This window comes from Streptomyces sp. TN58, from assembly GCF_001941845.1.
GTDB lineage: Bacteria > Actinomycetota > Actinomycetes > Streptomycetales > Streptomycetaceae > Streptomyces.
In genome coordinates, this window is the sequence record NZ_CP018870.1 from 5,985,378 (window position 1) to 6,007,911 (window position 22,534).

A 22,534-nucleotide genomic window follows, 5' to 3' on the forward strand; every position below is an offset into this window, starting at 1 on the left:
CTGGGGAAGTGGGGGTACCGCCGGCCGGTGGCATCGCAAAAGGTGACACGGCCCCGCTTGTTACCGCTAGGTACATGCAAGTTACGAACCGGTAACGACCGATCGGTCGTTCGGTTCGGACCCCCTCTGGTGCACCCCGACTCCCCTTCTGCACAGATCGGCTGACGGACAGTCCGCAATTCGTGCACCCTGTGCAGCAAAGACCACCTTCCGGGCGAGTGCAGGCACCGGGGAGGACGAGGGGGACGGCACGCATGAAGTACAGGGTTGTGGCTGCCATCGACTTCGGGACACACGGCTCCGGGTTCGCCTGGGCGGTGCTCCCGGCCGGCGCACAAGGGCCCGACCAGCGCCAGATCGACTACCCCGACCAGTGGGACGACGCGCCGCTCACCTATCCGAAGAACCTCTCCGCACTCTTCCTGGACCCCGACGGCAACGACCGCGATTGGGGGTACGCCGCCCGGCGCGCCGGCGCCACGGGCGAGCCGGGCCGGCTGGAGCACGGCTTCAAGATGTGGCTGAGCCCCGAGGGCCCCGACGGCCGCGAGGGGGCCCAGGGCCCCGGCGCCGGGCTCGTCGGCACGCCGGAACGGGCCGTCCCGCTGATCGCGGCCTATCTGCGCCGCCTGCGCGGCGCCGCCCTCGACCGCGTCGTCGGCGGCGGATTCATGGAGTCCGACATCCGCTGGTGCCTGACCGTCCCGGCCATCTGGGAGCCCGAGCAGCGCAACCTGATGCGCGACGCCGCCCGCCTGGCCGGATTCCCCGCCGACGACCGCGACCGGCTGATCCTCGTGACCGAACCGGAGGCCGCGACCGTCTACTGCGCCCAGGACAGCGCCGCCGGAATCGGCGGCCTCGGCTCCACGGCCACGCTCGTCGTCGACTGCGGGGGCGGCACCGTGGACATCGCCGCCTACCGGTGCACGGCCGACGGATCCCTCGAACAGCTGCGCCGCCCCTCCGGCGGAAAACTCGGCTCGAACTACATCAACCGCCGCTTCCAGGTCCAGGTGCTGGCCCCCCGCCTCGGGCAGGCGGCGTTCAAGGCCCTGGAGGCGGCCCCCGCCCAGCTCCTGGAGCTGATGGACGACTTCGAACGCATGAAGACCCACTTCCGCGGGGACAGCGACAGCCCGGTCAGCATCCCCATCTCGCTCAAGGCCAGCCGGATCATCGACCCCCACGGCGGCACGGCCCGCCTCGCGGCCGAACAGCAGGGCGTCGACGACCACATCGTCATCGAACCCGACGTGATGCGAGGCCTCTTCCACGGAACCACCGAACCCCTGGTGAAGCTGGTGGACACCCAGATCCGCGAACTGCTCGCCGACCCCGCCGTCGCCGCCGACGGCCTGCGCGTGATCCTCGTCGGAGGATTCGCCCAGTCCCACTACGTGCAGACCCGGCTGGGCCTGCACCTCGACCGGGAGTTCCCGGCCGGGGTCCAGCTGATGATCCCGCCCAACCCCTCCCGCGCCGTGCTCGGCGGCGCCGTGCACTACGCCTGCCGCCCCGAGGTCGTGCACTCCCGGCGCGCCTCCAACACGTACGCGGTGGAGATCTCGGAACGGCGCAAATTCGGCGCCGTCTTCCGGGAGTCGGAAGCCGTACGCGCGCTCACCATCACCAAGGTCAAGGGTCAGGGCGCCTACCGCGACGGCGTCCTCGACCCGCTCGTCTTCATGGGGGAGCGGGTCGAGGTCGGCAGCGAACGGACCTACACCCTCGTCCCCCTCACCACCGACCAGCCGGAGGTGGAGGTCGCGCTGTACGCCGTACCCCAGGTGAAGGACCTCACGGTCAACACGCCCGGCGCGCGGCGCCTCGGCACGGTCCTGGTCGACATCTCCGAGTCGGTCGGCGAGGAGAAGGTCGACGACCGCAGCGTGGACCTGTACTTCACCTTCGGCGGAACCGAGATCGGCGTCACCGCCGTCAACCCGCGCACCGGGGAACGCCGCGAGACGGTCGTCGAGTTCGCCGGAATCCCCGAGTAGAGCAGGCAGCAGGAGCAGGAGAAGAGGTAGGCGAGATGGAGAGCTCAGGACCGGACCGAGGACTGCCCGCGTCTCCGGGACCGTGGCCCGGCGGCACACCTCCCGTGCCGCCCGCCGCGCCCGCACCCCCCGCCCCCGCCCCGGACGGCGCACGCATGCCGTGGCGGGTGTTCCAGGAGGTGAAGGACCTGCGGGCGGAGGTCAGGTCCCTGCGCGCCGAACGGGAGGAGGCCAAGGGCCGGCTCGACAAGCTGTACGAGGTGGTGCACGGCCTGCGCGCCGACCGGACCACGGAACTGGAGAGCGCCCACCACGAGACCTCGCAGGCCTTCGGCGCCCTGCGGGACCGGATCATCGGCCACTGCCGCGCCGCCGCGGAGACCGCCGCGGAGCTGCCCCACCACCGCGCCGAGACCCATGTACGGCTGTGCGCGGCCCTGTTCCGCACCGTACTCGGCGAGCATCCGGCCGCCGAGGAGGACTGGCACCGGACAGCGGCCGGCGTACTGGGCCCGCAGGTGCCCCTGGGCCCGGTGACGGACCTGCACCTGCACACCGCCGAACTGCGCGCGCGCATCGCGGAACTGGGCGGCGTGCACCGCTGGAACTTCGAGCTGCGCCTGGGCCGCGTACCCGACCCGCGCCTGCACGAGGTGTGGCCCCGGTCCGACGAGCACGAGCCCCTCAGCCTGTGCGTCGCCCCCGCCTACCAGGTGGTCGGCCGGCCCCCGCACGTCCGGCCGCTCGTCCACACCGTGATCGGCCGGGTGTGACCGTGCCCGGCGCTCCGCGGGAGGGGACACTGCTCGACGGCCGCTACCGGCTGGACCGGCTGATCGGGCGCGGCGGCATGGGCGAGGTCTGGCAGGCCACCGACACGAGACACGGCACCGGCCTCGCCGTGAAGACGATCCTCGCGCAGTCCCTGGACTCACCCGAGGCACGGGCCCGCTTCCGGCACGAGGCGCGGGCCCTCGAACGCGTCGTGAGCCCCTACACCGTGCGCCTGCTCGGGTCCGGCTCCGACGGCGACGTCGACTACCTGGCGATGGAGTACGTCTCGGGCCACGGCCTGGACCGGGAGCTCGCGGTCCGTTTCGTCGCCGACCGCACCTGGCGCTGGGCGGCGCCCGTGCTGCGCGGCATTGTCCAGGGCATCGCCGACGTGCACGGCGCCGAGACGGTGCACCGGGACATCAAGCCGTCCAACGTCATGCTCACCTCGGACGGTTCCGTCAAGGTGTGCGACTTCGGCATCGCCAAGCTCCTGGGACCCGAGCCCTTCACCCAGCTCACGGCCCCCGGCCAGGCCGTCGGCAGCGCCCCCTACATGCCTCCGGAGCAGTGGAACGGGGGACCGGTCACCTACCTGGGAGACCTCTACTCCTTCGGCTGCCTCGCGTACGAACTGCTCACCGGAGTACGCCCCTTCGGCCCCTGCATCGACCGGGAGGCCTACCGCAGGGCCCACCTGGAGCAGCGGCCCGAGCGGCTTTCCACCCTGCGCCCCGACCTGCCGTCGGCGCTGGACCTCCTGGTGTCCGCGCTGCTGGAGAAGCGCCCGGGGGACCGGCCGGCCTCCGCCGAGCTCGCGGCCGTCGTCCTCGACGTGTTCCCGCTGGAGGCCCGCGGGACGCGGTGGGCCAGGCAGCGGCTCGCCGCCCACGACGCCGAGACCGACCGGATGCTGCGGGACGCCGAGAGCAACTGGCTGTCGAACCGGCCGGAGGCGGGGCTCGCCTCCAGCCGGGAGGTCGTACGCCGCCGGGTACTGGTCAACGGCCCGAACGCCGAGGCGACCCTGAGGGCCCGCCGGGTCGAGGCGGACTGCCTGTGGGCGCTGGGGGACGTGGCCGAGGCGCTGCAGCTGAGCGAGGAGCTCGCCGAGCAGCGGGTCGCGGTGCTCGGCCCCTACAACGACGAGGCGATCATGTCGCTGCGGGCGTGGGCCAGCCGGCTGTGGCACCTGGGGCGCCTGGCCGAGGCCCTGGTGCCGCTGCGGCGGATAGCGGAGGCGCGCGCGGACACCCACGGGGACTACTCCCCGGAGTACCACCGGGCCAGTTACGACCTCGCGCTCTGCCTCTTCTCCTGCGGCAGGGGCGAGGAGGCGGCCCCGCTGCTGCGCGCCGTGGTGGCCGGACGTACGGACCTGCTCGGCGCGCAGGCCCCGGAGACGCTGGAGGCGTGCCTGCTGCTGGGAGCCGTACTGCTGGAGCACGAGGGGGCGGTGGATGCCCTCGCGCAACTGGAACCGCTCGAAGCCGCTCTCGACCGGGGCTGGATCCCCAACCAGCGGCCCCCGGACCATGCCCGCGCGCTCATCGAGAGCGCAAGGCTGCGTGTGAAGCGCAGGCGCTGAAGGCGGTGGGGTGCGGACACGGCTCCGCCCCCGCTGCCGTGGGCTGCGGGGGCGGAGCCGGCGGGGCCCGGCCGCTGTGCGTGTCGGCCGGCTCCGGGCTGTCAGCCGACGAGCTGGTCGTACGCGGGGAGCGTGAGGAAGTCCGCGTAGTCGGAGTCCAGGGAGACCTTGAGGAAGAGGTCGTGTGCCTGCTGCCACCTGCCGGCCGCGAAGGCCTCCTCGCCGACCTCCGCGCGCAGGGCGGCCAGTTCCTCGGCCGCCATCTGGCGGGTCAGCTCGGCCGTGGCGGCCTCGCCGTTCTCGAAGACGACTCCGGCGTTGATCCACTGCCAGACCTGCGAGCGGGAGATCTCGGCGGTGGCCGCGTCCTCCATGAGGCCGAAGATGCCGACGGCGCCGAGGCCGCGCAGCCAGGCCTCGATGTAGCGGATGCCGACCTGGACGGCGTTGCGCAGGCCCTCGTACGTCGGCTTCGCGTCGAGGGAGTCGATCGCGATGAGCTCGCCGGGGGCCACCGAGACGTCCTCGCGCAGCCGGTCCTTCTGGTTGGGCTTGTCGCCGAGTACGGCGTCGAAGGAGGCCATGGCGATCGGGACCAGGTCGGGGTGGGCGACCCAGGAGCCGTCGAAGCCGTCGCCCGCCTCGCGGTCCTTGTCGGCCTTGACCTTGGCGAAGGCGATCTTGTTGGCCTCGGCGTCCTTGCGGGACGGGATGAAGGCCGCCATGCCGCCGATGGCGTGGGCGCCGCGCTTGTGGCAGGTGCGGACCAGCAGTTCGGTGTACGCCCGCATGAAGGGGGCGGTCATCGTCACCGCGTTGCGGTCCGGCAGAACGAACTTCTCGCCGCCGTCGCGGAAGTTCTTGACGATGGAGAAGAGGTAGTCCCAGCGGCCCGCGTTCAGGCCCGCCGCGTGGTCGCGCAGCTCGTAGAGGATCTCGTCCATCTCGTACGCGGCGGTGATCGTCTCGATCAGGACGGTCGCGCGGACGGTGCCCTGGGGGATGCCGACGTAGTCCTGGGAGAAGACGAAGACGTCGTTCCAGAGGCGCGCCTCCAGGTGCGACTCCGTCTTCGGCAGGTAGAAGTACGGGCCCTTGCCGAGGTCGATCAGGCGCTTGGCGTTGTGAAAGAAGTACAGGCCGAAGTCGACGAGCGAGCCGGAGGCCGGGCCGCCCTCGAACTGCAGGTGGCGCTCCTCCAGGTGCCAGCCGCGCGGGCGCATGACGACGGTCGCGAGCTCCTCGGCGGGCCGCAGGGCGTACGACTTGCCGGTGCGGGGGTCGGTGAAGTCGATGCGGCGCTCGTAGGCGTCGATCAGGTTGAGCTGGCCGAGGACGACGTTCTCCCAGGTGGGGGCCGAGGCGTCCTCGAAGTCGGCGAGCCAGACCTTGGCGCCCGAGTTCAGGGCGTTGACGGTCATCTTGCGGTCCGTGGGACCGGTGATCTCCACACGCCGGTCGTTCAGCGCGGCCGGCGCCGGCGCCACCTTCCAGTCGCCCTCGCGGACCTGTGCGGTGTCCGGGAGGAAGTCGAGGGTGGAGGTGCGGGCGATCTCGGCACGGCGCTCGGCGCGGCGGGCGAGCAGCTCGGCGCGGCGGGGGGCGAACCGCCGGTGGAGCTCGGCCACGAAGGCGAGGGCCGCTTCGGTGAGGACTTCGTCCTGCCGCGGCAGGGGCTCGGCGTCGACGATGGCCAGCGGGGACGGCGCTGGTGCGGACATAACTGTCACTCCTTCAGCGGCGGTGCCTGGCGGCCGCGGGGAAGGCTCGCGCGGGACGGCACGCAGTGCCGTCGGGTGTGGAGAGCTCCGAAATACGGTCGCGGGCGCCGTCTGTGGGTTCAGGGCGCTTCTGACCAGTGGATAGTAATTTCCTCATGGTGGAAGTTCAATGGTTTGTTGATGTCGAGATTCTCTGAGTCGACAGATTCCACTTTCCGGTGGCCCTCAGTGCCACTACCGTCACACGGTGCTCAGAGCAGTCGGGCCAGGTCGGGCGGCGTGTCGATGTCATAGGCCTCCGCGACGTCCGAGCACTCCACCAGCACGAGCTCTCCGGCGTGGCGCTCCAGGTGCACCCGGGCGCCCTTGTCACCCGTCGCCGTCGCCGCGATGTCCGCCCAGCGCTCCGCCCCGAACAGCACCGGATGCCCGCGCTCCCCGCCGTACGCCGCCGCCACCAGGCTGGCGGGGGAGCGGTAGGCCTTCCGGACCCGGGCCGCCGCCGCCGGGCCGATGCCCGGCTGGTCGACGAGGGAGACCAGGGCCCCGCCGACGCCCGTACCGGCCAGGGAGGCGAGGCCGGCGCGCAGCGAGGAGCCCATCCCCTCCGCCCAGTCCGGGTTGTCCACGACCACGCAGCCGCTCAGGTCGGCACGCTCGCGGACCTCGGCCGCCGCAGCCCCCAGGACCACGTGCACCGGGCCGCAGCCCGCCTCCCGCAGCACCCGCACGGCGTTCTCCACCAGGGGCCGGCCGCGGTAGGGAAGCAGCGCCTTGGGGCGGCCGCCGAGCCGTCGGCCGCCGCCGGCGGCCAGGAGGAGCCCCGCGATCACGGGCGAATCGGAGTGGGTGTTGGCTGACATGCCACCGATTCTCGCCCCTGCCCGCGCTCCGGGGGCCGCCGCGCCAGGACCCGCCGTACGAAGGCCGTCGCGGCCCCGATCCGCAGCGGCCGCGCGATCCCGTTCTCGGCGGCGGCCAGCAGGGCACGTTCGTCACGGTCGGTCAGCATCTCGGCGTCTCCTTGCCGATCGGGGGCCAATACCGCGAGTCTGGTCCCCGATTGGCCTGGCCGTCAGAGCCAATCAGGGGAGGTTGGCATGGCAAACGGGCGAGTGGTCCGGACAGTGGACAGAACCATCGGCAGCCGCCAACTCGCGGCGCTGCTCCCCGCCGGCGTACGGGCCCGCCCCGGCTACCGGGCGCTCGCCGACGCCGTCCGCACGCTGATCCTCGACGGCCGCATCGCCCTGCACGTCCGCCTGCCCGCCGAACGCGAACTCGCCGAAGCCGTCGGCGCCAGCCGGGCCACCGTCACCGGCGCGTACGACCTGCTGCGCGAGAGCGGCTACGCCCGCAGCCGGCGCGGCTCCGGCACCTGGACCGAGCTCCCCGAAGGCCACCGCCCCGTCGGCGCCCACGCCCTCCTCGGCGCCGGCGGCCACCACGCCGGCGGCGAGCCCGGCATCGACCTGGCCATCGCCGCCATGAGCGCCCCCGACGGCGCCCTCGCCGACGCCCTCACCTGGGCCGCGCCACGGCTGCCCGAAGCCGCCCGCACGCCCGGCTACCACCCCTTCGGCCTGCCCGACCTGCGCACCGCCGTCGCCGACCGCTTCACCCGGCGCGGCCTGCCCACCCGCCCCGAGCAGATCCTCGTCACCTCCGGCGCCCAGCAGGCCTTCACCCTGGTCGTCAGCCTGCTCTGCCGCCCGGGGGACCGGGTCGTCACCGAGAACCCCACCTACGCCAGCGCCCTGGACGCCCTGCGCCACGCCGGCCTGCGCACCGGGTCGATCGCCGTCTCCGACACCGGCTGGGACATGGAGATCGCCGAGTCCACGCTGCGCCAGACCGTGCCCAGGCTGGCGTACGTCATCCCCGACTTCCACAACCCGACGGGCGCCCTCATGCCCGAGGAGGAGCGGCTGCGGCTGCTCGCCGCGACCCGCCGCACCGGCACCTGGCTGGTCGTCGACGAGACCATCGCCGACATGGCCCTGGACGTCCCCGCCGCCGCGCCCCTGGCGTCCCTGGCCCCGCGCGGCGGCGCGGACCACGTGGTGACCATCGGCTCGCTCAGCAAGACCCACTGGGGCGGCCTGCGCGTCGGCTGGGTCCGGGCCACCGCCAAGATGATCACGGAGCTGACGGCCGTACGGGTCAGCGCCGACATGACCGGCTCCGTCCTCGACCAGCTCGTCGCGCTCCCGCTGCTCGCCGCCATGGACCGCACCCTGCCCGCACGGCTCGCCGAACTCCGCGACCGCCGCGCGGCCCTGGTGGACTCCCTCCGGCGGCACACCCCTGAATGGTCCTGGCGGATGCCCCCGGGCGGCCTCTCGCTCTGGGTGGACCTCGGCGAACCGGTCAGCTCCGCCCTGGCCGAACGAGCCGCGGCCGCCGGAGTGCACCTCGGCCGCGGCGCCCGCTTCGGCGTGGACCCGGGCACCTTCGAACACCGCCTCCGCATCCCGTACACCCTCCCCGCCGACCTCCTGGAGGAGGGCGTACGCCGCCTCGCGGCCGCCCTCCACGACGGCGCCCCCCTGCCCCCGTCGGTGGACCGGCCGTACTGGGTGGCTTAGGGCCTGCATCGAGTTGCCCCGCGGCGTCGCGACGCCCGGCACGCACCGTCGGCTCGTGCGCCGAGGGCACGCACCGAACGCCGCTCCTTGCTCCACGGGGCAACTCGATACAGACCCTAGGCCGGGCAACACGCCCCGGCGGGTGTCCCCCGCGCCCCCGGACACCGCCCCCGTCAGCCGACGCCCAGGGCGACCAGGCAGGTGTCGTCGTCGTGCTCGTCCGACGCGTACGCGTCCAGGATGCGGTCGAGGGTGTCCTGCGGGCCGAGTCCGTCGCACCGCGCCAGCACCTTGCCCAGGGTCTCGACACCGTCGGCGATGTCCTCGCCCCGCCGCTCCACCATGCCGTCGGTGTAGAGCAGCAGGAGGTCACCCGGCCGCAGGGCCGTGGTCGCGGTCTCGTAGGCGTGCCCCGGCAGCAGCCCGAACAGCGGACCGCGGTGCTCCGTGCCCAGCACCGAAGCCGCGCCGTCCCGCAGCAGCAGGGGCGCCGGGTGGCCCGCGCACGCCCAGCGGAACCGGCGCCGTGCGTCGATGTGCCCGATGATCCCGGTCGCTGTCTCGGCGGACGGATCGGCGCACAACAGCTCGTTGAGCCAGGTGGTCAGCTGGCCCGCGTGAGTCCCCGGGGCGTGCGCGAGACCCGCGAGCGCGTGCCGCTGCTGCGCCATCCGGGCCACCGCGCCCAGGCCGTGGCCGCAGGCGTCGCCGATGGCCAGCAGGACCCGGCCGTCCGGCAGCAGGCGGCACTTGTACCAGTCCCCGCCCACGGCGGCGGCCTCCTCCGCCGGGACGTAGGCGGCCGCGACCGACAGACCCGCCTCGGCCAGTTCGGCGGAGACCGTCGGCAGCAGCGCCTCCCGCAGGGAGGATGCGACCCGTCGTTCAGCGGCCGCCTCCTCCCGCAGCCGGTCGGACTGCCGGCGCGTTGCGGCGAGCCGCTGGCGGCTGCGGACCTGCGACGTCAGATCACGGGCGATGACGTGCACCGACCAGGGCAGCCCGTCGGTCGCGATCACCGGATGCCCCACGAGGTGCAGGGTGCGGACCTCGCCGAGCACGCTGAAGCGGATCTCGGTCCCCGACGGCTCCTCCCCGTCCACCAGCGCCACCAGGAACTTCGCGAAGCGCGGTACATCTTCCGGCAGGACCGTGTCGCACAGCTCCGCGAGCGCCAGGGGACGCGCCGGATCCGTGCGGAAGATCGACGACAGCCCCTCCGACCAGACCACCTCCCCGGACAGCAGGTCCCACGTGCCCCAGCCCATGGACGCGATGTACTGGGCGTCGAGCGAAAGCAGCTCCCCGCGGCTGTGCGCCGCCCTCCACGTCGCCAGCACCTCGCCGCCGCAGGAGGAGGCGTCGTAGAGCAGCTTCGTGCGGTGCAGGCCGTCGCTGCGCTGCTCCGTGTAGTCGAGGGCGTACGCCTTCAGGGCGCGTCCGGTGTCCAGGACGGAATCCAGGGCCCCGACGAGCCCGCCGACCGCCGCGCCGGGCTGCACCTCGCGCAGCCGTCGGCCGACCTGGCCGTTCGGGGCCTCCAGCCACTCCGCCGCGCGCACGTGGTTGCCCGCCTTGACCGTGAAGTCGACCGTCACGCCGGCCTCGTCGCGCACCGGAGTGAACAGCGCGGCCGACAGTGGAATGGCGGGCAGGGCCGCGCAGACGCACGCCCACGGGTCGTGCTCCCCGCCCGCGTCGCGGCAGCCGTGCCCCGGTCCTGCGGAACCGCAGGAGCAGGGCTCCGCGCCCGCGTCCCGCGCGAGCACGCCGGCAGCGGGTACGGGCCCCTCGTCGAGCCGCACCCCGGCGCCGTGCCGGGCGGCTTCCCGCAGGGCCCGCACCTCGCGGGCAAGGTGCTGTTTCAGCGTCTCGGGGTCCCGGGGGACCAGCGGGCTCATGCGCCTCTCCCTCCGTCCGGCGGTGCGTGCTGCGTGGGGCGCCTGCCCACCTGCCCACCGTCCACGCCCGCCCGGGCGCCCCGGCGACCGCCGCGCCCTACGGCGTGCGGATCAGGCGGCGGGTGGCGGCCGCCGCCACCGCCGCCGTGCGGGACTCGACGCCCAGCTTCGCGTAGACGTGCACCAGATGGGACTTCACCGTCGCCTGGCTGAGGAAGAGGCGCTTGGAGATCTGCTGGTTCGACAGGCCGTCCGCCACCAGCTGCAGCACCTCCAGCTCCCGCTTCGTCAGCGCCTCCGCCGGCGTCCGCATCCGGTCCATCAGCCGCAGCGCCACCGCCGGGGCCAGCGCCGACCGGCCCGCCGCGGCCGTCCGTACGGCGGCCGCCAGCTCCTCCGGCGGGGCGTCCTTCAGCAGGTAGCCCGACGCGCCCGCCTCCACCGCGGCAAGGATGTCCGCGTCCGTGTCGTAGGTGGTCAGCACCAGCACCCGCGGGGCGCCGGAGCGGGCCGTGATCAGTGCCGTGGCCTCCGAGCCGTGCATGCCGGGCCCGAATTGCAGGTCCATCAGCACCACGTCCACCTGTTCGCGGGCGGCCAGCTCCACCGCCCGCTCGGCGGTCGCCGCCTCGGCCACCACCGTGAAGTCCGCCTCGGTGTCCAGCACCGCGCGCAGGCCCGCCCGGACCACGGGGTGGTCGTCGGCGAGCAGGAGACGGACGGTCACAGGGCCTCCACGGTGTGCGTGTGCTCCAGGCGTTCCAGCGGCAGCGGAAGGGTCACGGCCACGGCGGTGCCCTGGCCCGGGTCGGACTCCACGGTGAACAGCCCGCCCAGCGTCTCCGCGCGCGAGCGCATCGCGGGCAGCCCGAAGCCCCCGTCGGCGGACCCCCGCCCGGAACCGGCGCCCGGGTCCCGGCCGGGGCCCGGCACCGCCGACGACGGGTCGAAGCCGTCGCCGTCGTCGACGACGTCCAGCGTCACCGAGGCGTCCATGAAGGTCAGCGTGATCTCGGCGCGCCCGGCCCGGGCGTGCCGCACCACGTTGGCCAGCGCCGACTGGGCGATCCGCAGCAGCGCCACCTCGTACGGGGTGGGCAGCTCCCGCGGCCGGCCGCTCAGCGAGAACCGCACCCGCGGCCCCGGCACCCCCGCACACAGCCGCTCCAGCGCCGCCGCGAGCGAACCGTGCTCCAGGTCCGGCGGCGTGAGGGCCCGTACGAACCGGCGCGCCTCGGCGAGGTTGTCCTGCGCGGCCTGCCGGGCCCGCGCGATGTGCGGCAGCGCCGGGGCTCCCTCCGGCAGCGCCCGCTCGGCTGCCCGCAGCAGCAGCTGGATGGAGGACAGCCCCTGCGCGAGCGTGTCGTGGATCTCCCGGGCCAGACGCTCCCGCTCGGCCAGGATCCCGGCGCCGCGTTCGGCGGCGGCCAGCTCGGCCCGCGTCGTGATCAGCTCCTCGATCAGCTGTCGGCGGCGTTCGCTCTCCCGGTACAGCGCCTGGTAGCCCAGGACGGTCGCCACCGCCACGGCTCCGCCGAGCAGCGGCCCCAGGAACGCCCCCGGGGTGGCCGCGGCGCTGTGCGCGAGGAAGCCGCCGATGGCGGCGCACGCGGTCACCGCGACGGCCGCCACGCCCCAGCGCAGCCGCAGCAGGTGCAGTTCCAGGAAGTACAGCGGGAAGGCGATCCACAGCCCGTCGGGGGAGACCGCCAGCAGTCCCGCCCAGGCGGCGCCGAGCCCGGTCAGCCACACCGCGCCCGCCCGCTGGGAGCGGTGCACGGCCGGGGCCCGTACACCGGCCGCGTACACGGCGGCGAGCAGCGCGCAGGCGGCGACCACCGAGGCGGCCCGGGGCGCGGCGTCGGCGACGGCCCGGCCGGCGGCCAGTGCGAGCAGCCCGAGCAGCAGGGCGTGCAGGCACAGCCTCAGCACCCTCGACACGGGCGTCAGGGACCGGGCGGCGGCGGGCGCGGCCGGGGGCGCGCAGGCGAGGGGCGGGCCAGGGGCGGCGGGGGGAGCGGGGGGAGCGGCGGCAGTCATGTCCCGACCAGCGTAGAGCGGTCCGGGCGGGCCCCGGTCAACCGAAAGTTCGATGTCCGGGTACGCCCTTCGATCCGCAGGCCGCTACCGGAGCGCGATGCCGTGCCCCCGCCGTGCGGACCAGGGTGGGGCCATGTTCGTCGCATGGAGAGATCTACGGTCCGCCAAGGGCCGCTTCGCCCTGACGGGGTCGGTCGTGCTGCTGGTCACGCTGATGGTCGGGCTGCTGTCCGGCCTCACCGCGGGCCTGGCCCGGGAGAACATCTCGGCCCTCACCGGCCTGCCCGTCTCGCATCTGGCCTTCGCCGCGCCCGCCGGGGACCGGAAGGTGTCCTTCACCGCCTCGCAGGTGCCCGAGTCCGCCTGGCTGGCCTGGCGGGCCCGGCCCGGGGTGCGGTCGGCGGAGCCCCTGGGGATCCGCACCGTCGACGCCGTTTCGGGTGAGCGCACCGCCCCCGTCTCGGCCTTCGGTGTCGACCCGGCCGGCGGCCTGGCGCCGCGGGGCGCGGGCCTCGCGCCGGGGCGGGTGGTGCTCACGCAGAAGGCGGCCAGGGAGCTGGGCGGGCTCACCGCCGGCGCCACGCTCAGGATCGGCCCGCTGGAACTGACCGTGTCCGCCGTCGCCGGGACCGCCGCCCACAGCCACACCCCGGTGGTCTGGATGGCCCTGGACGACTGGCAGCGCGTCGGCGGCCCGGGCACGTCCGCCTCCACCGGCCCGTCCGCCTCCGCCGCCGGCGGTACCGTGGCCACGGTCGTCGCCGTGTCCGGCAGCGGCATGGACCTCGCCGCCGCCGACCGGGCCGCGTCCACCAGGGCGCTGACCGTAGACGAGTCCCTGGGCGCCGTCGGCTCCTACCAGGCCGAGAACGGCTCGCTGCAGCTCATGCGCGGCTTCCTCTTCGCCATCTCCGCCCTGGTCACAGGGGCCTTCTTCACGGTGTGGACCATCCAGCGCAGCGGCGACATCGCCGTCCTGAAGGCTCTGGGCGCCTCCACCCCGTACCTCCTGCGGGACGCCCTCGGCCAGGCCGTGGTACTGCTCGCCGCCGGCACCGGGCTGGGCACGGCACTCGCCGCCGGCTTCGGCGCGCTGATCAGCGGCGGGGACGTGCCCTTCGTCCTCGACGCCGCCACGGTGCTCGTCCCCGCCGCGATCATGATCGCGCTCGGTGTGCTGGGCGCGGCCCTGTCCATCCGGCGGATCACCGCCGTCGACCCGCTGACCGCCCTCGGGAGCGCCCGATGACCCTCCTCGTCCACGAAGCCACCCTCACCTACCCCGACGGCGACGCGCGGCTCACCGCCCTCGACGCGGTCTGTCTGGAGGCGCCCGCCGGGACCCTGACGGCGGTCGTCGGACCGTCCGGCTCCGGCAAGTCCTCCCTGCTCGCGGTCGCCGCCACCCTCGTCACCCCGGACCGCGGCCGGGTCGTCGTCGCGGGCGAGGACACCACGCGGATGGGCCCCGCCGAGAAGTCGGCCCTGCGCCGGGAGAAGATCGGCATCGTCTTCCAGCAGCCGAACCTGCCGGCCTCGCTGACCGCCGCCGAGCAGCTCCAGGTCATGGGGCACCTCGCGGGCCGGCCGGCGAGGGCCCTGCGCCGGCGGGCACTGGAGCTGCTGGACGCGGTGGGCCTGGCCGACAAGGCCGACAGGCGCCCCCACCAGCTCTCCGGCGGTCAGCGCCAACGGGTCAACATCGCGCGGGCGCTGATGAACGAGCCCGCCGTACTGCTGGTCGACGAGCCCACCAGCGCCCTCGACCACGAGCGCGGCGCGGCCGTGCTGGACCTGCTGGTGACCCTCACGCGCGAGCGCTCCACCGCCACCGTGCTCGTCACCCACGACCACGCCCACCTGGAGCGGATGGACCACACGGCCGCGATGGCCGACGGCCGGCTCACCGGGGCCGGGTCGGCCGCCCCGGCGGGTGCGGCGGTCCTCGCCCGGGGCGGCGCGGGCGGGGCTCAGGGCGCCGGCGGGGGTGCCGCGTGGGCGGAGGGTGCCAGGTAGGCGCGGTAGCCGGCCAGACCCGGGAGCGCGGGCAGGTCGTGCGGCCGCCACCCGGCGGCCCACGGTGGGGGAGGGGCGCCGCCCGCGACGAGCACCGCGGCCGGGGTCGTACGGGCGAGGCGGACGAGTCCCCCGGCGCTGACGCTGCCGTCGTGGCCGCCGACCTGGCGTGAGGCGCATCCCGTACGGAAGCCGGTCCGGACGGCCTCCTCGCCGCTGACCACGCACGGCGGCCGCAGCCCCTGGGCGCGCAGTTCGGCGGCCACGGCGGTGAAGGCGGCCGTGGTGACCCGGCTGCGGGCGGCCAGGGTCGCGGAGATCGCCGCCTGCAGCGCGAAGTGCGCGGCCAGCGCCAGGCAGAGCGCGGTCAGGGCGAGCGGGCGGCCGCGGGCCGCGCTGAACAGCCGCGCCAGGCAGCACGCCACCGGCAGGGACAGCAGGGCGTAGGCGGGCAACAGGAAGCGGGGGGCCGCGTAGCCGACGAACAGCAGGTACGGCAGCGCGAGCGACAGGGCGGCGGCTGTGGGGACGAGGAGCGTGCGCCACGGGCCGGGGCCGCCCCGGTACGCGACGGCGAGGCCGCCCGCGACGAGCACCGGCAGGGCCAGCCACCACAGGCCCGTCACCGGCTGGCTCCAGGGCACGTCGCAGGGGCGGCACAGGGTACGGCCGCCGAGGGCGCGCAGGTGGTCCCAGAGGGCCGGGTGCCAGCCCAGGCCCCCCTGGATCTCACCGGCGCGGTGCAGGCGGGCGAGGAGGCCGCCGTGGTGCAGCTCGGCCTCGACCACCCAGGACGCTCCGCCGAGGACGACGCCGCCCGCGACGGCCGCGGCGGGGGCGGGCCGCCGCCACCGGGGCACGAGGGCGGCGGCGCACAGGAGGGGCAGCGCGAGCCAGAGCGCGTCGCTGGGGCGCATGATCGCCGCCAGTGCGGTCGCGGCGCAGAGCCCGGCGAGCGCGCGCCGGTCACCGGGCGCGCCGGCGGCCCGCAGGAAGCAGCCCACGGCCATCAGCGACCCGAAGGCGACCCACAGGTTGGGCATGGCCTGCGGTCCGTACGACAGGGCCGTCCACAGTCCGGCGAACAGGGCTCCGGCGAGGGCGAGCACGGGGGTGGGGAGCAGCCGCCGCCACAGCCAGAGCGAGAGCAGCAGGGCTGCGGAGGACAGCAGGGCGAGATGGATCCGCAGGGCCGTGACGGACGACGTGAAGGCGGCGACCGGCGCGGCGAGGTAGCTGATGCCGCGGGCGCGCGGGGCGCTGAAGAAGGCGGCCGGCGCGTGGCCGGAGACCTGGCTGACGTAGACGGTCTCGTCCCAGCCCAGCCCGGTACCCGGCACGGCCAGGATCAGCTGCGCGGTGGCGTACGCGGCGGCGACCGGCCCGAGCAGCCACAGATCGCTGCGGCGGCTGCGGGCGACGGCGGGCCGCGTGCGCACGGCCGGCTCCGTCAGGGGGTCGGAAGCCATGGGCGGCCCTCCGGGGACGGGACGGGAGGCGGGCGGGGCTGCCCACGCTGCCCGGCCCGGCGGCGCCCCGCCAGCGGAGAGCCGCCACCGGCCGTACACGGCGTGAGCCCCGCCGGCGGATCCGGCGGGGCTCGGTGTCGTGTACGGCGGGTCGCGCCGGGGCTCTCCGGCCAGACCGACCCTTCCGGATCCCGGCGGGTCGGACGGGGACCGGTCTAGGACGGGGTCTGGTTGGACAGGGCCACCGACAGCTCGTCGGCGACGTTCTTGAGGATCGGGACGAAGGACTCCGTCACGGCCTCGGTGACGCGGCCTGCCGGACCGGAGATGGAGATCGCGGCGGCGGTCGGGGAGTTCGGCACCGACACGGCGAGGCAGCGGACCCCTATCTCCTGCTCGTTGTCGTCGACCGCGTAGCCCACCCGGCGGACATGCTCCAGCGCGTCCAGGAAGCCCTCCGGCGTGGTGATGGTCTTCTCGGTCGCCGCCGGCATGCCGGTGCGCGCGAGGAGGGCCCGTACCTCGTCGGCCGGGGTGTAGGCGAGGAGCGCCTTGCCCACACCGGTGGAGTGCGGCAGCACCCGGCGGCCGACCTCGGTGAACATGCGCATGGAGTGCTTGGAGGGCACCTGGGCGACGTAGACGATCTCGTCCCCGTCGAGGAGGGCCATGTTCGCCGTCTCGCCGGTCTCCTCGACGAGTCGGGCGAGGTAGGGGCGGGCCCACGTCCCCAGGAGGCGCGACGCGGACTCGCCGAGGCGGATCAGGCGCGGGCCGAGGGAGTACCGTCGGTTGGGCTGCTGGCGTACGTACCCGCACGCCACCAGCGTGCGCATCAGGCGGTGGATGGTGGGCAGGGGCAGGCCGCTGGCGGCGGACAGCTCGCTGAGGCCGACCTCGCCCCCGGCGTCCGCCATACGTTCGAGGAGATCGAAGGCGCGCTCAAGGGACTGGACGCCACCGCTGGCGGCAGGGGTCTTCGAGGAAGCGTCGGTGGTGCTGGCGCTGGACGTCGGCACGGCGCGGTCCTTTCGGTGCTGGCAGGCAAGGGAGCAGCCTACCCGGCGGTCGGCGTCGGCCCCAGTGCCGGGGTCGGGGCCGTCGCCGCCGGTCAAGGGTGGTTTGTCCTGGTGGCGGACGTCCTCGTGAAGTCAGCCGCGGGACTCCCGGTGGCGGTAGCTACATTCTGTATGGCGAAATCATAATTCCATCTTGTGGAAACCTCCAATTGCGGTTGCGGCGGGTCAGCGGTCCGTCCGGGCGCTCTTGACTGCTCCCGGATCGCCGGGAAGACTCCGTCAACAGAACGTTGAATTTCGCTCTGTGGAAGTAGATGGGGAGGTTCCGGTGGCCGACGTGGCTGTGGAACTGGTACTGCGCTCGACGCGCGTCATCACCCCCGAGGGGACGCGCGCCGCCTCGGTCGCCGTCGCCGGCGGGAAGATCACGGCCGTGCTCGCCCACGACGCCGAGGTACCGGCCGGAGCCCGGCTGGCGGACTTCGGCGACGACGTCCTGCTCCCCGGCCTGGTCGACACCCACGTCCACGTGAACGACCCGGGCCGCACCGAGTGGGAGGGCTTCTGGACCGCCACCCGCGCCGCCGCGGCCGGCGGCATCACCACCATCCTCGACATGCCGCTCAACTCCCTCCCGCCGACCACCACGGTCGACAACCTGCGCGTCAAGCAGGAGGTCGCCCGCGCCAAGGCGCACGTGGACGTCGGCTTCTGGGGCGGCGCCCTCCCGGACAACGTCAAGGACCTGGCCCCGCTGCACGACGCCGGCGTCTACGGCTTCAAGTGCTTCCTGTCGCCCTCGGGTGTGGACGAGTTCCCCGAGCTCGACCAGGAGCAGCTGGCCACCTCGCTCGCCGAGATCACCGGCTTCGGCGGCCTGCTGATCGTGCACGCCGAAGACCCCCACCACCTCGACGCCGCCCCGGTCGTCCCCGGCCCCAGGTACGCCGACTTCCTGGCTTCCCGGCCGCGCGACGCCGAGAACACCGCCATCGGCAACCTGATCGCCCAGGCCAAGCGGCTGAACGCCCGCGTCCACGTCCTGCACCTGTCCTCCTCCGACGCGCTGCCGCTGATCGCCGCCGCCAAGGCCGAGGGCGTGCGCATCACCGTGGAGTCCTGCCCGCACTACCTCACCCTCACCGCGGAGGAAGTCCCCGACGGGGCGAGTGAGTTCAAGTGCTGCCCGCCCATCCGCGAGGCCGCCAACCAGGACCTGCTGTGGGACGCGCTCGCCGACGGCACCATCGACTGCGTCGTCTCCGACCACTCGCCCTCCACCGCGGACCTGAAGACCAGCGACTTCTCCACCGCGTGGGGCGGCATCTCCTCCCTCCAGCTCGGCCTGCCCGCCATCTGGACCGAGGCGCGCCGCCGCGGCCGGACCCTGGAGGACGTCGTCCGCTGGATGTCCGCCGCCCCGGCCGCCCTCGCCGGGCTGGCCCAGAAGGGCGCCATCGAAGCCGGCCGCGACGCCGACTTCGCCGTGCTCGCCCCCGAAGAAACGTTCACCGTGGACCCGGCCGCACTCCACCACCGCAACCAGGTCACGGCGTACGCGGGCAGGACCCTGTACGGCGTCGTGAAGTCCACCTGGCTGCGCGGCACGCAGATCGCCGACCGCGGCACCCCGTCCGAGCCCACGGGCCTCCTCCTCGAAAGGCAGAACTGACCAGTGGCGACTGAATCCTTCACCGGCAACGCGAACCCGTACGGAGGCGGCGACCCGTACGCGGACTACCGCACCGCGGACTTCCCCTTCACCCAGTACGCGAACCTCGCCGCCCGTGAGCTGGGCGCCGGTGTCATCGCCGCCAACGACGAGTTCTTCGCCCAGCGCGAGAACCTGCTGATCTCCGAGGCCGCGCACTTCGACCCCGAGGACTTCGGCCACAAGGGCAAGGTCATGGACGGCTGGGAGACCCGCCGCCGCCGCGGAATCTCCGCCGACCAGCCCTGGCCCACCCCCGAGGACCACGACTGGGCACTGGTACGCCTCGGCGCCCCCGGCGTCATCCGCGGCATCGTCGTCGACACCGCCCACTTCCGCGGCAACATGCCGCAGGCCGTCTCCATCGAGGCCACCAACTGGGAAGGCGCCCTCGCGCCGACCCCGGAGGAGCTGCTGGGCGACGACGTGAAGTGGACGACCATCGTGCCCCGCACGCCGGTCGGCGGCCACGCCGCCAACGGCTTCGAGGTCGACACCGAGCAGCGCTTCACGCACCTGCGCGTCAACCAGCACCCCGACGGCGGCATCGCCCGCCTGCGCGTCCACGGCGAGGTCCTGCCCGACCCGAAGTGGCTCGCGGCGCTCGGCTCCTTCGACGTGGTGGCCCTGGAGAACGGCGGCTCCGTCCAGGACGCCTCCAACCGCTTCTACTCCCCGCCGACCAACACCATCAACCCGGGCCGCTCCCGCAAGATGGACGACGGCTGGGAGACCGCCCGCCGCCGCGACAACGGCAACGACTGGATCCGCTACCAGCTGGTCGCCGAGTCCGAGATCCGCGCCGTGGAGATCGACACCGCCTACCTCAAGGGCAACTCGGCCGGCTGGGCCTCGCTGTCGGTGAAGACGGGCGAGGAGGGCGAGTGGACGGAGTTCCTGCCCCGCACCCGCCTGCAGCCCGACACCAACCACCGCTTCGTCCTGGACACCCCGGCGGTCGGCACCCACGTGCGCATCGACATCTACCCGGACGGCGGCTTCTCCCGCCTGCGCCTCTTCGGCTCGCTGACGGAGGCCGGCGCGGCCGCGCTGACCGCCCGCCACCAGGAACTGGGCGGCTGACCCCGCACCCGCGACCGCCCCGGGGGCCGACACCCGCGCGGCCCGCAGCACACGCCCCAGGGCCGTACCGGGATTCCGGTGCGGCCCTGGGGCGCGAGTGCACGGCGGTGTCGCAGGAGCCGGCGCGGGGCGCCGGGCAGCTCACGGCACGGCGGCGCCCCGCTCAGACCGGTCAGCCGGAGACCGGGGCGACGGCCAGGGCGGCCACGACCTCGTCGTCCTCGAAGTCGCCGGTGGGCGTGAAGCCGAGCTCGGCGTAGAGGCGCGCGGCGGGGGCGTTCTCCGGGTGGTACGAGAGCCGGATCTCCCGGCAGGACGGCAGCGCCGCGAGCCGCCCGATCAGCGCGCGCACCGCGGCCCGGCCCACCCCCCGGCCCTGCTCGGCCGCGTCGACGATCATGCCGCCGATCCAGTGCGCGCCGCCCTCGTCGTCGTACGCCCACATCACATGCCCGACCACCGCGTCACCGGCCCGGATCGCGAGCGAGTTCCACACGCCGCCGCGCATGGACAGCAGCAGGTAGCGGGCGCCGAGCGCGGCGACGAACCGCCGCTGGTCGTCCGCCGGCGCCACGTCGGCCACGGCCCGCCAGTTCTCGTCGGTGATCTCGTCGAGCACCACGGCCCGACCCTGGCGATCGTCGAAGTCCACGCTTCCCCCACCTGTTTCGTATGTCGATCAAGGTGAGCCTAAGCGCTGGTCGGGGCTTTCCGTACGCGCGCCCGCGGCCGCCGGACGGGGCGTGAGGCGGGCGGGCGGCGGGTGTCAGGCGGGGGAGCCGACCGCGTCAGATGGTGACGGGGCCCTTGGCGGTGGCGAACTCGACCGAGACCAGGCCCGGTTCCTCGTCCTCGACCCAGGTGACGTCGATCTGGTCGAGGGGGTGGTCGGCCGGTTCGCCGAGGAACTCGGCGATGGAGGCGGCGTCACCGGCGATGGAGACCCCGTGAATGGTGGTGGGGGTGCGCGGGTCGGCGCTCGGGCGCTCCCCGGTGGGGACCAGCCACTGCAGGAAGTAGGGCAGTTGCGGATCCTCCATCAGCTCCAGCAGGCCGATCTGCTTCCACCTCAGGTCGAACCCGTCGGGGCGGACCCGGTGGCCCTCGGCCGACGTACGGCCGAGGCGGGCCTCGACCGGGGCGATGTCGTCGACGGAGACCACCCAGCCGAGCCAGCCGCCGCCCTCGGCGGCACGGCGCGCGACCGCCTGGCCGAAGGGCGCGCGGTCGGCGGCGGGGTGGTCGAGCGTGGTGACGACCTCGACGTAGGTGCCGCCGCTCAGCGGAAGGATGAAATTACGGGTGCCGAACCGCGGGTGCACACCCCCGTCGACGAACCCGGCTCCGAGGGCCGATCCGATCCACTGGACGGTCGAGACGAAGCTGTCGCGGGCCACCGCATAGGACACGTGATCAAGTCGCACGACGCCATCATCACCCGACAACCCAGACAAATCCCGCCGCCACGCCCACCGCCCCGGTATACGGCACCACCACGAAGAGACGGGCCCTCAGGGCTGCCCGAGCCCGCGCAAGCGCTGGCAAGGCCCGCCGCCGGCAGCGGGCCAGGCGGCCCGAGCCCCCGCCCGACGCCCGGGACCGGAACCGTCCAGGACTCGCCCGGGCGAGGCCCGCCGCCGGTAGCCGGCCGGCGGCCCTGCCCCCGCGCCCGGGCGACCGGTGACCGGGGACCGGCCTTGGCTCCCGTGCCCGGGGACCGGACCCGTCCAGGACTCGCCCGGGCGAAGCCCGCCGACGGCAGCCGGTAGCCCGGCCCCGCGCCCCGGCCCCGGGGGCTCACCCGGCAAGGGAGTCAGGGGAGCCGGGGGAACGGGGGGCGTACCCGGGCTCGTACCCCGGATCCGCCCGCACGCCCGGCGAGGGCTACGCGGCGTGGCCGCCGTCCACCGCGAACTCCGCGCCCGTCACGTATCCGGCGCCGGGCCCGGCCAGGAACGCCACCACCTCCGCGACCTCCTCCGGCATCCCGAACCGGCCGAGTGCCGTCATGGCCGCCTGCGGGCCCGCGTACGGTCCGTCGGCCGGGTTCATGTCGGTGTCCACGGGGCCCGGATGCACCAGGTTCGCGGTGATCCCGCGCCCGCCGAGCTCCCGTGCCAGGGCCTTCGTCAGCCCGACCGTCGCCGCCTTGCTCATCGCGTACAGCACCCCGCCCGGCCCCGGCACCCGCTGCGCCATGCAGCTGCCGATCGTGATGATCCGTCCGCCCTCCCGCATACGCCCCGCGGCCGCCTGGGCCGCGAGGAACGCGCCGCGCACGTTGACGCCGAGCACCCGGTCGACCTCGGTCAACCCGGCCTCCTCCAGGGGCCCGACCGCCCCCACCCCGGCGTTGTTGACCAGCACGTCGAGCCGCCCGAACCGCCGGACGGTCTCCCCGACCGCGTTCGCGACCTCCGCCGCGTCCCCCGCATCCGCCCGCAGCGCGACGGCCCGCCGGCCGAGCGCCTCCACCGCCTTGACCACTCCGGCCGCGGCCTCGGCGTCGCTGACGTACGTGATCGCGACGTCCACCCCGTCCTCGGCGAGCCGCAGCGCGACCGCCGCCCCGATCCCCCGACTTCCCCCGGTCACCAGCGCCACCGCGTTCCTGTCCATGC

Annotated in this window: 18 protein-coding genes; 8 read left to right on the plus strand and 10 right to left on the minus strand. The window is 74.4% G+C overall.

Annotated elements, in window-relative coordinates; genetic code table 11:
- The first annotated feature begins 254 nt into the window (after positions 1-254).
- The 3 genes from BSL84_RS27060 (at position 255) to BSL84_RS27070 (ending at position 4,365) form a co-directional block, all read left to right on the plus strand.
- Positions 255-2,003 carry an Hsp70 family protein gene (locus BSL84_RS27060; protein ID WP_158880052.1) on the plus strand — a complete coding sequence of 583 codons (1,749 nt, stop codon included), beginning with the start codon at positions 255-257 and terminating at the stop codon, positions 2,001-2,003.
- Between the two features lie 155 nt (positions 2,004-2,158).
- A complete protein-coding gene (locus BSL84_RS27065; RefSeq protein WP_030028589.1) occupies positions 2,159-2,776 on the plus strand; it encodes a hypothetical protein in 618 nt (205 codons plus the stop codon).
- A gap of 2 nt (positions 2,777-2,778) precedes the next feature.
- Positions 2,779-4,365: a serine/threonine-protein kinase gene (locus BSL84_RS27070; protein WP_158880055.1), complete on the plus strand. Its 1,587-nt coding sequence runs from the start codon at positions 2,779-2,781 to the stop codon at positions 4,363-4,365.
- 101 nt (positions 4,366-4,466) lie between these two features.
- On the opposite strand, the gene aceB is transcribed toward BSL84_RS27070, so the two are convergent.
- A complete protein-coding gene (gene aceB / locus BSL84_RS27075; protein ID WP_045323036.1) occupies positions 4,467-6,086 on the minus strand; it encodes a malate synthase A in 1,620 nt (539 codons plus the stop codon).
- Between the two features lie 251 nt (positions 6,087-6,337).
- On the minus strand, positions 6,338-6,949 hold the full coding sequence (locus tag BSL84_RS27080; RefSeq protein WP_030028593.1) for a nucleotidyltransferase family protein: 612 nt from the start codon (positions 6,947-6,949) through the stop codon (positions 6,338-6,340).
- A 264-nt stretch (positions 6,950-7,213) separates the two neighbouring features.
- Between BSL84_RS27080 and BSL84_RS27085 the strand changes: the two genes are divergently transcribed.
- The gene (locus BSL84_RS27085; protein WP_324616549.1) at positions 7,214-8,674 is read left to right on the plus strand and encodes a PLP-dependent aminotransferase family protein; all 1,461 of its coding nucleotides are present in this window, start codon (positions 7,214-7,216) and stop codon (positions 8,672-8,674) included.
- Between the two features lie 173 nt (positions 8,675-8,847).
- On the opposite strand, the gene BSL84_RS27090 is transcribed toward BSL84_RS27085, so the two are convergent.
- The 3 genes from BSL84_RS27090 to BSL84_RS27100 all read right to left on the minus strand — a co-directional run bounded on the left by BSL84_RS27090 (position 8,848) and on the right by BSL84_RS27100 (position 12,615).
- Positions 8,848-10,575, minus strand: a complete 1,728-nt coding sequence (locus tag BSL84_RS27090) for a PP2C family protein-serine/threonine phosphatase (protein WP_075971326.1) — start codon at positions 10,573-10,575, stop codon at positions 8,848-8,850.
- A 97-nt stretch (positions 10,576-10,672) separates the two neighbouring features.
- On the minus strand, positions 10,673-11,302 hold the full coding sequence (locus tag BSL84_RS27095) for a response regulator (RefSeq protein ID WP_030031753.1): 630 nt from the start codon (positions 11,300-11,302) through the stop codon (positions 10,673-10,675).
- A complete protein-coding gene (locus tag BSL84_RS27100; RefSeq protein WP_079273305.1) occupies positions 11,299-12,615 on the minus strand; it encodes a sensor histidine kinase in 1,317 nt (438 codons plus the stop codon). Before BSL84_RS27100 ends, BSL84_RS27095 begins: the two co-directional genes overlap by 4 nt.
- Before the next feature lie 133 nt (positions 12,616-12,748).
- On the opposite strand from BSL84_RS27100, the gene BSL84_RS27105 reads away from it, so the two are divergent.
- Both BSL84_RS27105 and BSL84_RS27110 read left to right on the plus strand, forming a co-directional pair.
- Positions 12,749-13,864, plus strand: a complete 1,116-nt coding sequence (locus BSL84_RS27105) for an ABC transporter permease (RefSeq protein ID WP_075971327.1) — start codon at positions 12,749-12,751, stop codon at positions 13,862-13,864.
- Positions 13,861-14,631 carry an ABC transporter ATP-binding protein gene (locus BSL84_RS27110; RefSeq protein ID WP_079273306.1) on the plus strand — a complete coding sequence of 257 codons (771 nt, stop codon included), beginning with the start codon at positions 13,861-13,863 and terminating at the stop codon, positions 14,629-14,631. The genes BSL84_RS27105 and BSL84_RS27110 overlap by 4 nt, the downstream gene beginning before the upstream one ends.
- Here the strand turns inward: BSL84_RS27110 and BSL84_RS27115 are convergent.
- On the minus strand, positions 14,586-16,100 hold the full coding sequence (locus tag BSL84_RS27115) for a hypothetical protein (protein ID WP_075971328.1): 1,515 nt from the start codon (positions 16,098-16,100) through the stop codon (positions 14,586-14,588). The genes BSL84_RS27110 and BSL84_RS27115 overlap by 46 nt on opposite strands.
- A 215-nt stretch (positions 16,101-16,315) precedes the next feature.
- The gene (locus tag BSL84_RS27120; protein ID WP_030029969.1) at positions 16,316-17,119 is read right to left on the minus strand and encodes an IclR family transcriptional regulator; all 804 of its coding nucleotides are present in this window, start codon (positions 17,117-17,119) and stop codon (positions 16,316-16,318) included.
- A 337-nt stretch (positions 17,120-17,456) separates the two neighbouring features.
- On the opposite strand from BSL84_RS27120, the gene allB reads away from it, so the two are divergent.
- On the plus strand, positions 17,457-18,791 hold the full coding sequence (allB, locus tag BSL84_RS27125; RefSeq protein WP_420718804.1) for an allantoinase AllB: 1,335 nt from the start codon (positions 17,457-17,459) through the stop codon (positions 18,789-18,791).
- Between the two features lie 3 nt (positions 18,792-18,794).
- Positions 18,795-19,913, plus strand: a complete 1,119-nt coding sequence (gene alc / locus BSL84_RS27130; RefSeq protein ID WP_030029973.1) for an allantoicase — start codon at positions 18,795-18,797, stop codon at positions 19,911-19,913.
- A gap of 172 nt (positions 19,914-20,085) precedes the next feature.
- On the opposite strand, the gene BSL84_RS27135 is transcribed toward alc, so the two are convergent.
- The 3 genes from BSL84_RS27135 to BSL84_RS27145 all read right to left on the minus strand — a co-directional run bounded on the left by BSL84_RS27135 (position 20,086) and on the right by BSL84_RS27145 (position 22,532).
- Positions 20,086-20,565 carry a GNAT family N-acetyltransferase gene (locus BSL84_RS27135; protein ID WP_030029977.1) on the minus strand — a complete coding sequence of 160 codons (480 nt, stop codon included), beginning with the start codon at positions 20,563-20,565 and terminating at the stop codon, positions 20,086-20,088.
- 136 nt (positions 20,566-20,701) lie between these two features.
- Positions 20,702-21,337, minus strand: a complete 636-nt coding sequence (locus BSL84_RS27140; RefSeq protein ID WP_030029979.1) for a VOC family protein — start codon at positions 21,335-21,337, stop codon at positions 20,702-20,704.
- A gap of 460 nt (positions 21,338-21,797) precedes the next feature.
- A complete protein-coding gene (locus BSL84_RS27145; protein ID WP_045322548.1) occupies positions 21,798-22,532 on the minus strand; it encodes an SDR family oxidoreductase in 735 nt (244 codons plus the stop codon).
- Between the last annotated feature and the right edge of the window lie 2 nt (positions 22,533-22,534).

Bases quoted from the DNA above. Each gene is read 5' to 3' on its own strand.
- BSL84_RS27060 (WP_158880052.1), top strand. From the start codon at position 255: ATGAAGTACAGGGTTGTGGCTGCCATCGACTTCGGGACACACGGCTCC.
- BSL84_RS27065 (WP_030028589.1), top strand. From the start codon at position 2,159: ATGCCGTGGCGGGTGTTCCAGGAGGTGAAGGACCTGCGGGCGGAGGTC.
- aceB (WP_045323036.1), bottom strand. From the start codon at position 6,086: ATGTCCGCACCAGCGCCGTCCCCGCTGGCCATCGTCGACGCCGAGCCC.
- BSL84_RS27080 (WP_030028593.1), bottom strand. From the start codon at position 6,949: ATGTCAGCCAACACCCACTCCGATTCGCCCGTGATCGCGGGGCTCCTC.
- BSL84_RS27090 (WP_075971326.1), bottom strand. From the start codon at position 10,575: ATGAGCCCGCTGGTCCCCCGGGACCCCGAGACGCTGAAACAGCACCTT.
- BSL84_RS27100 (WP_079273305.1), bottom strand. From the start codon at position 12,615: ATGACTGCCGCCGCTCCCCCCGCTCCCCCCGCCGCCCCTGGCCCGCCC.
- BSL84_RS27105 (WP_075971327.1), top strand. From the start codon at position 12,749: ATGTTCGTCGCATGGAGAGATCTACGGTCCGCCAAGGGCCGCTTCGCC.
- BSL84_RS27110 (WP_079273306.1), top strand. From the start codon at position 13,861: ATGACCCTCCTCGTCCACGAAGCCACCCTCACCTACCCCGACGGCGAC.
- BSL84_RS27115 (WP_075971328.1), bottom strand. From the start codon at position 16,100: ATGGCTTCCGACCCCCTGACGGAGCCGGCCGTGCGCACGCGGCCCGCC.
- BSL84_RS27145 (WP_045322548.1), bottom strand. From the start codon at position 22,532: ATGGACAGGAACGCGGTGGCGCTGGTGACCGGGGGAAGTCGGGGGATC.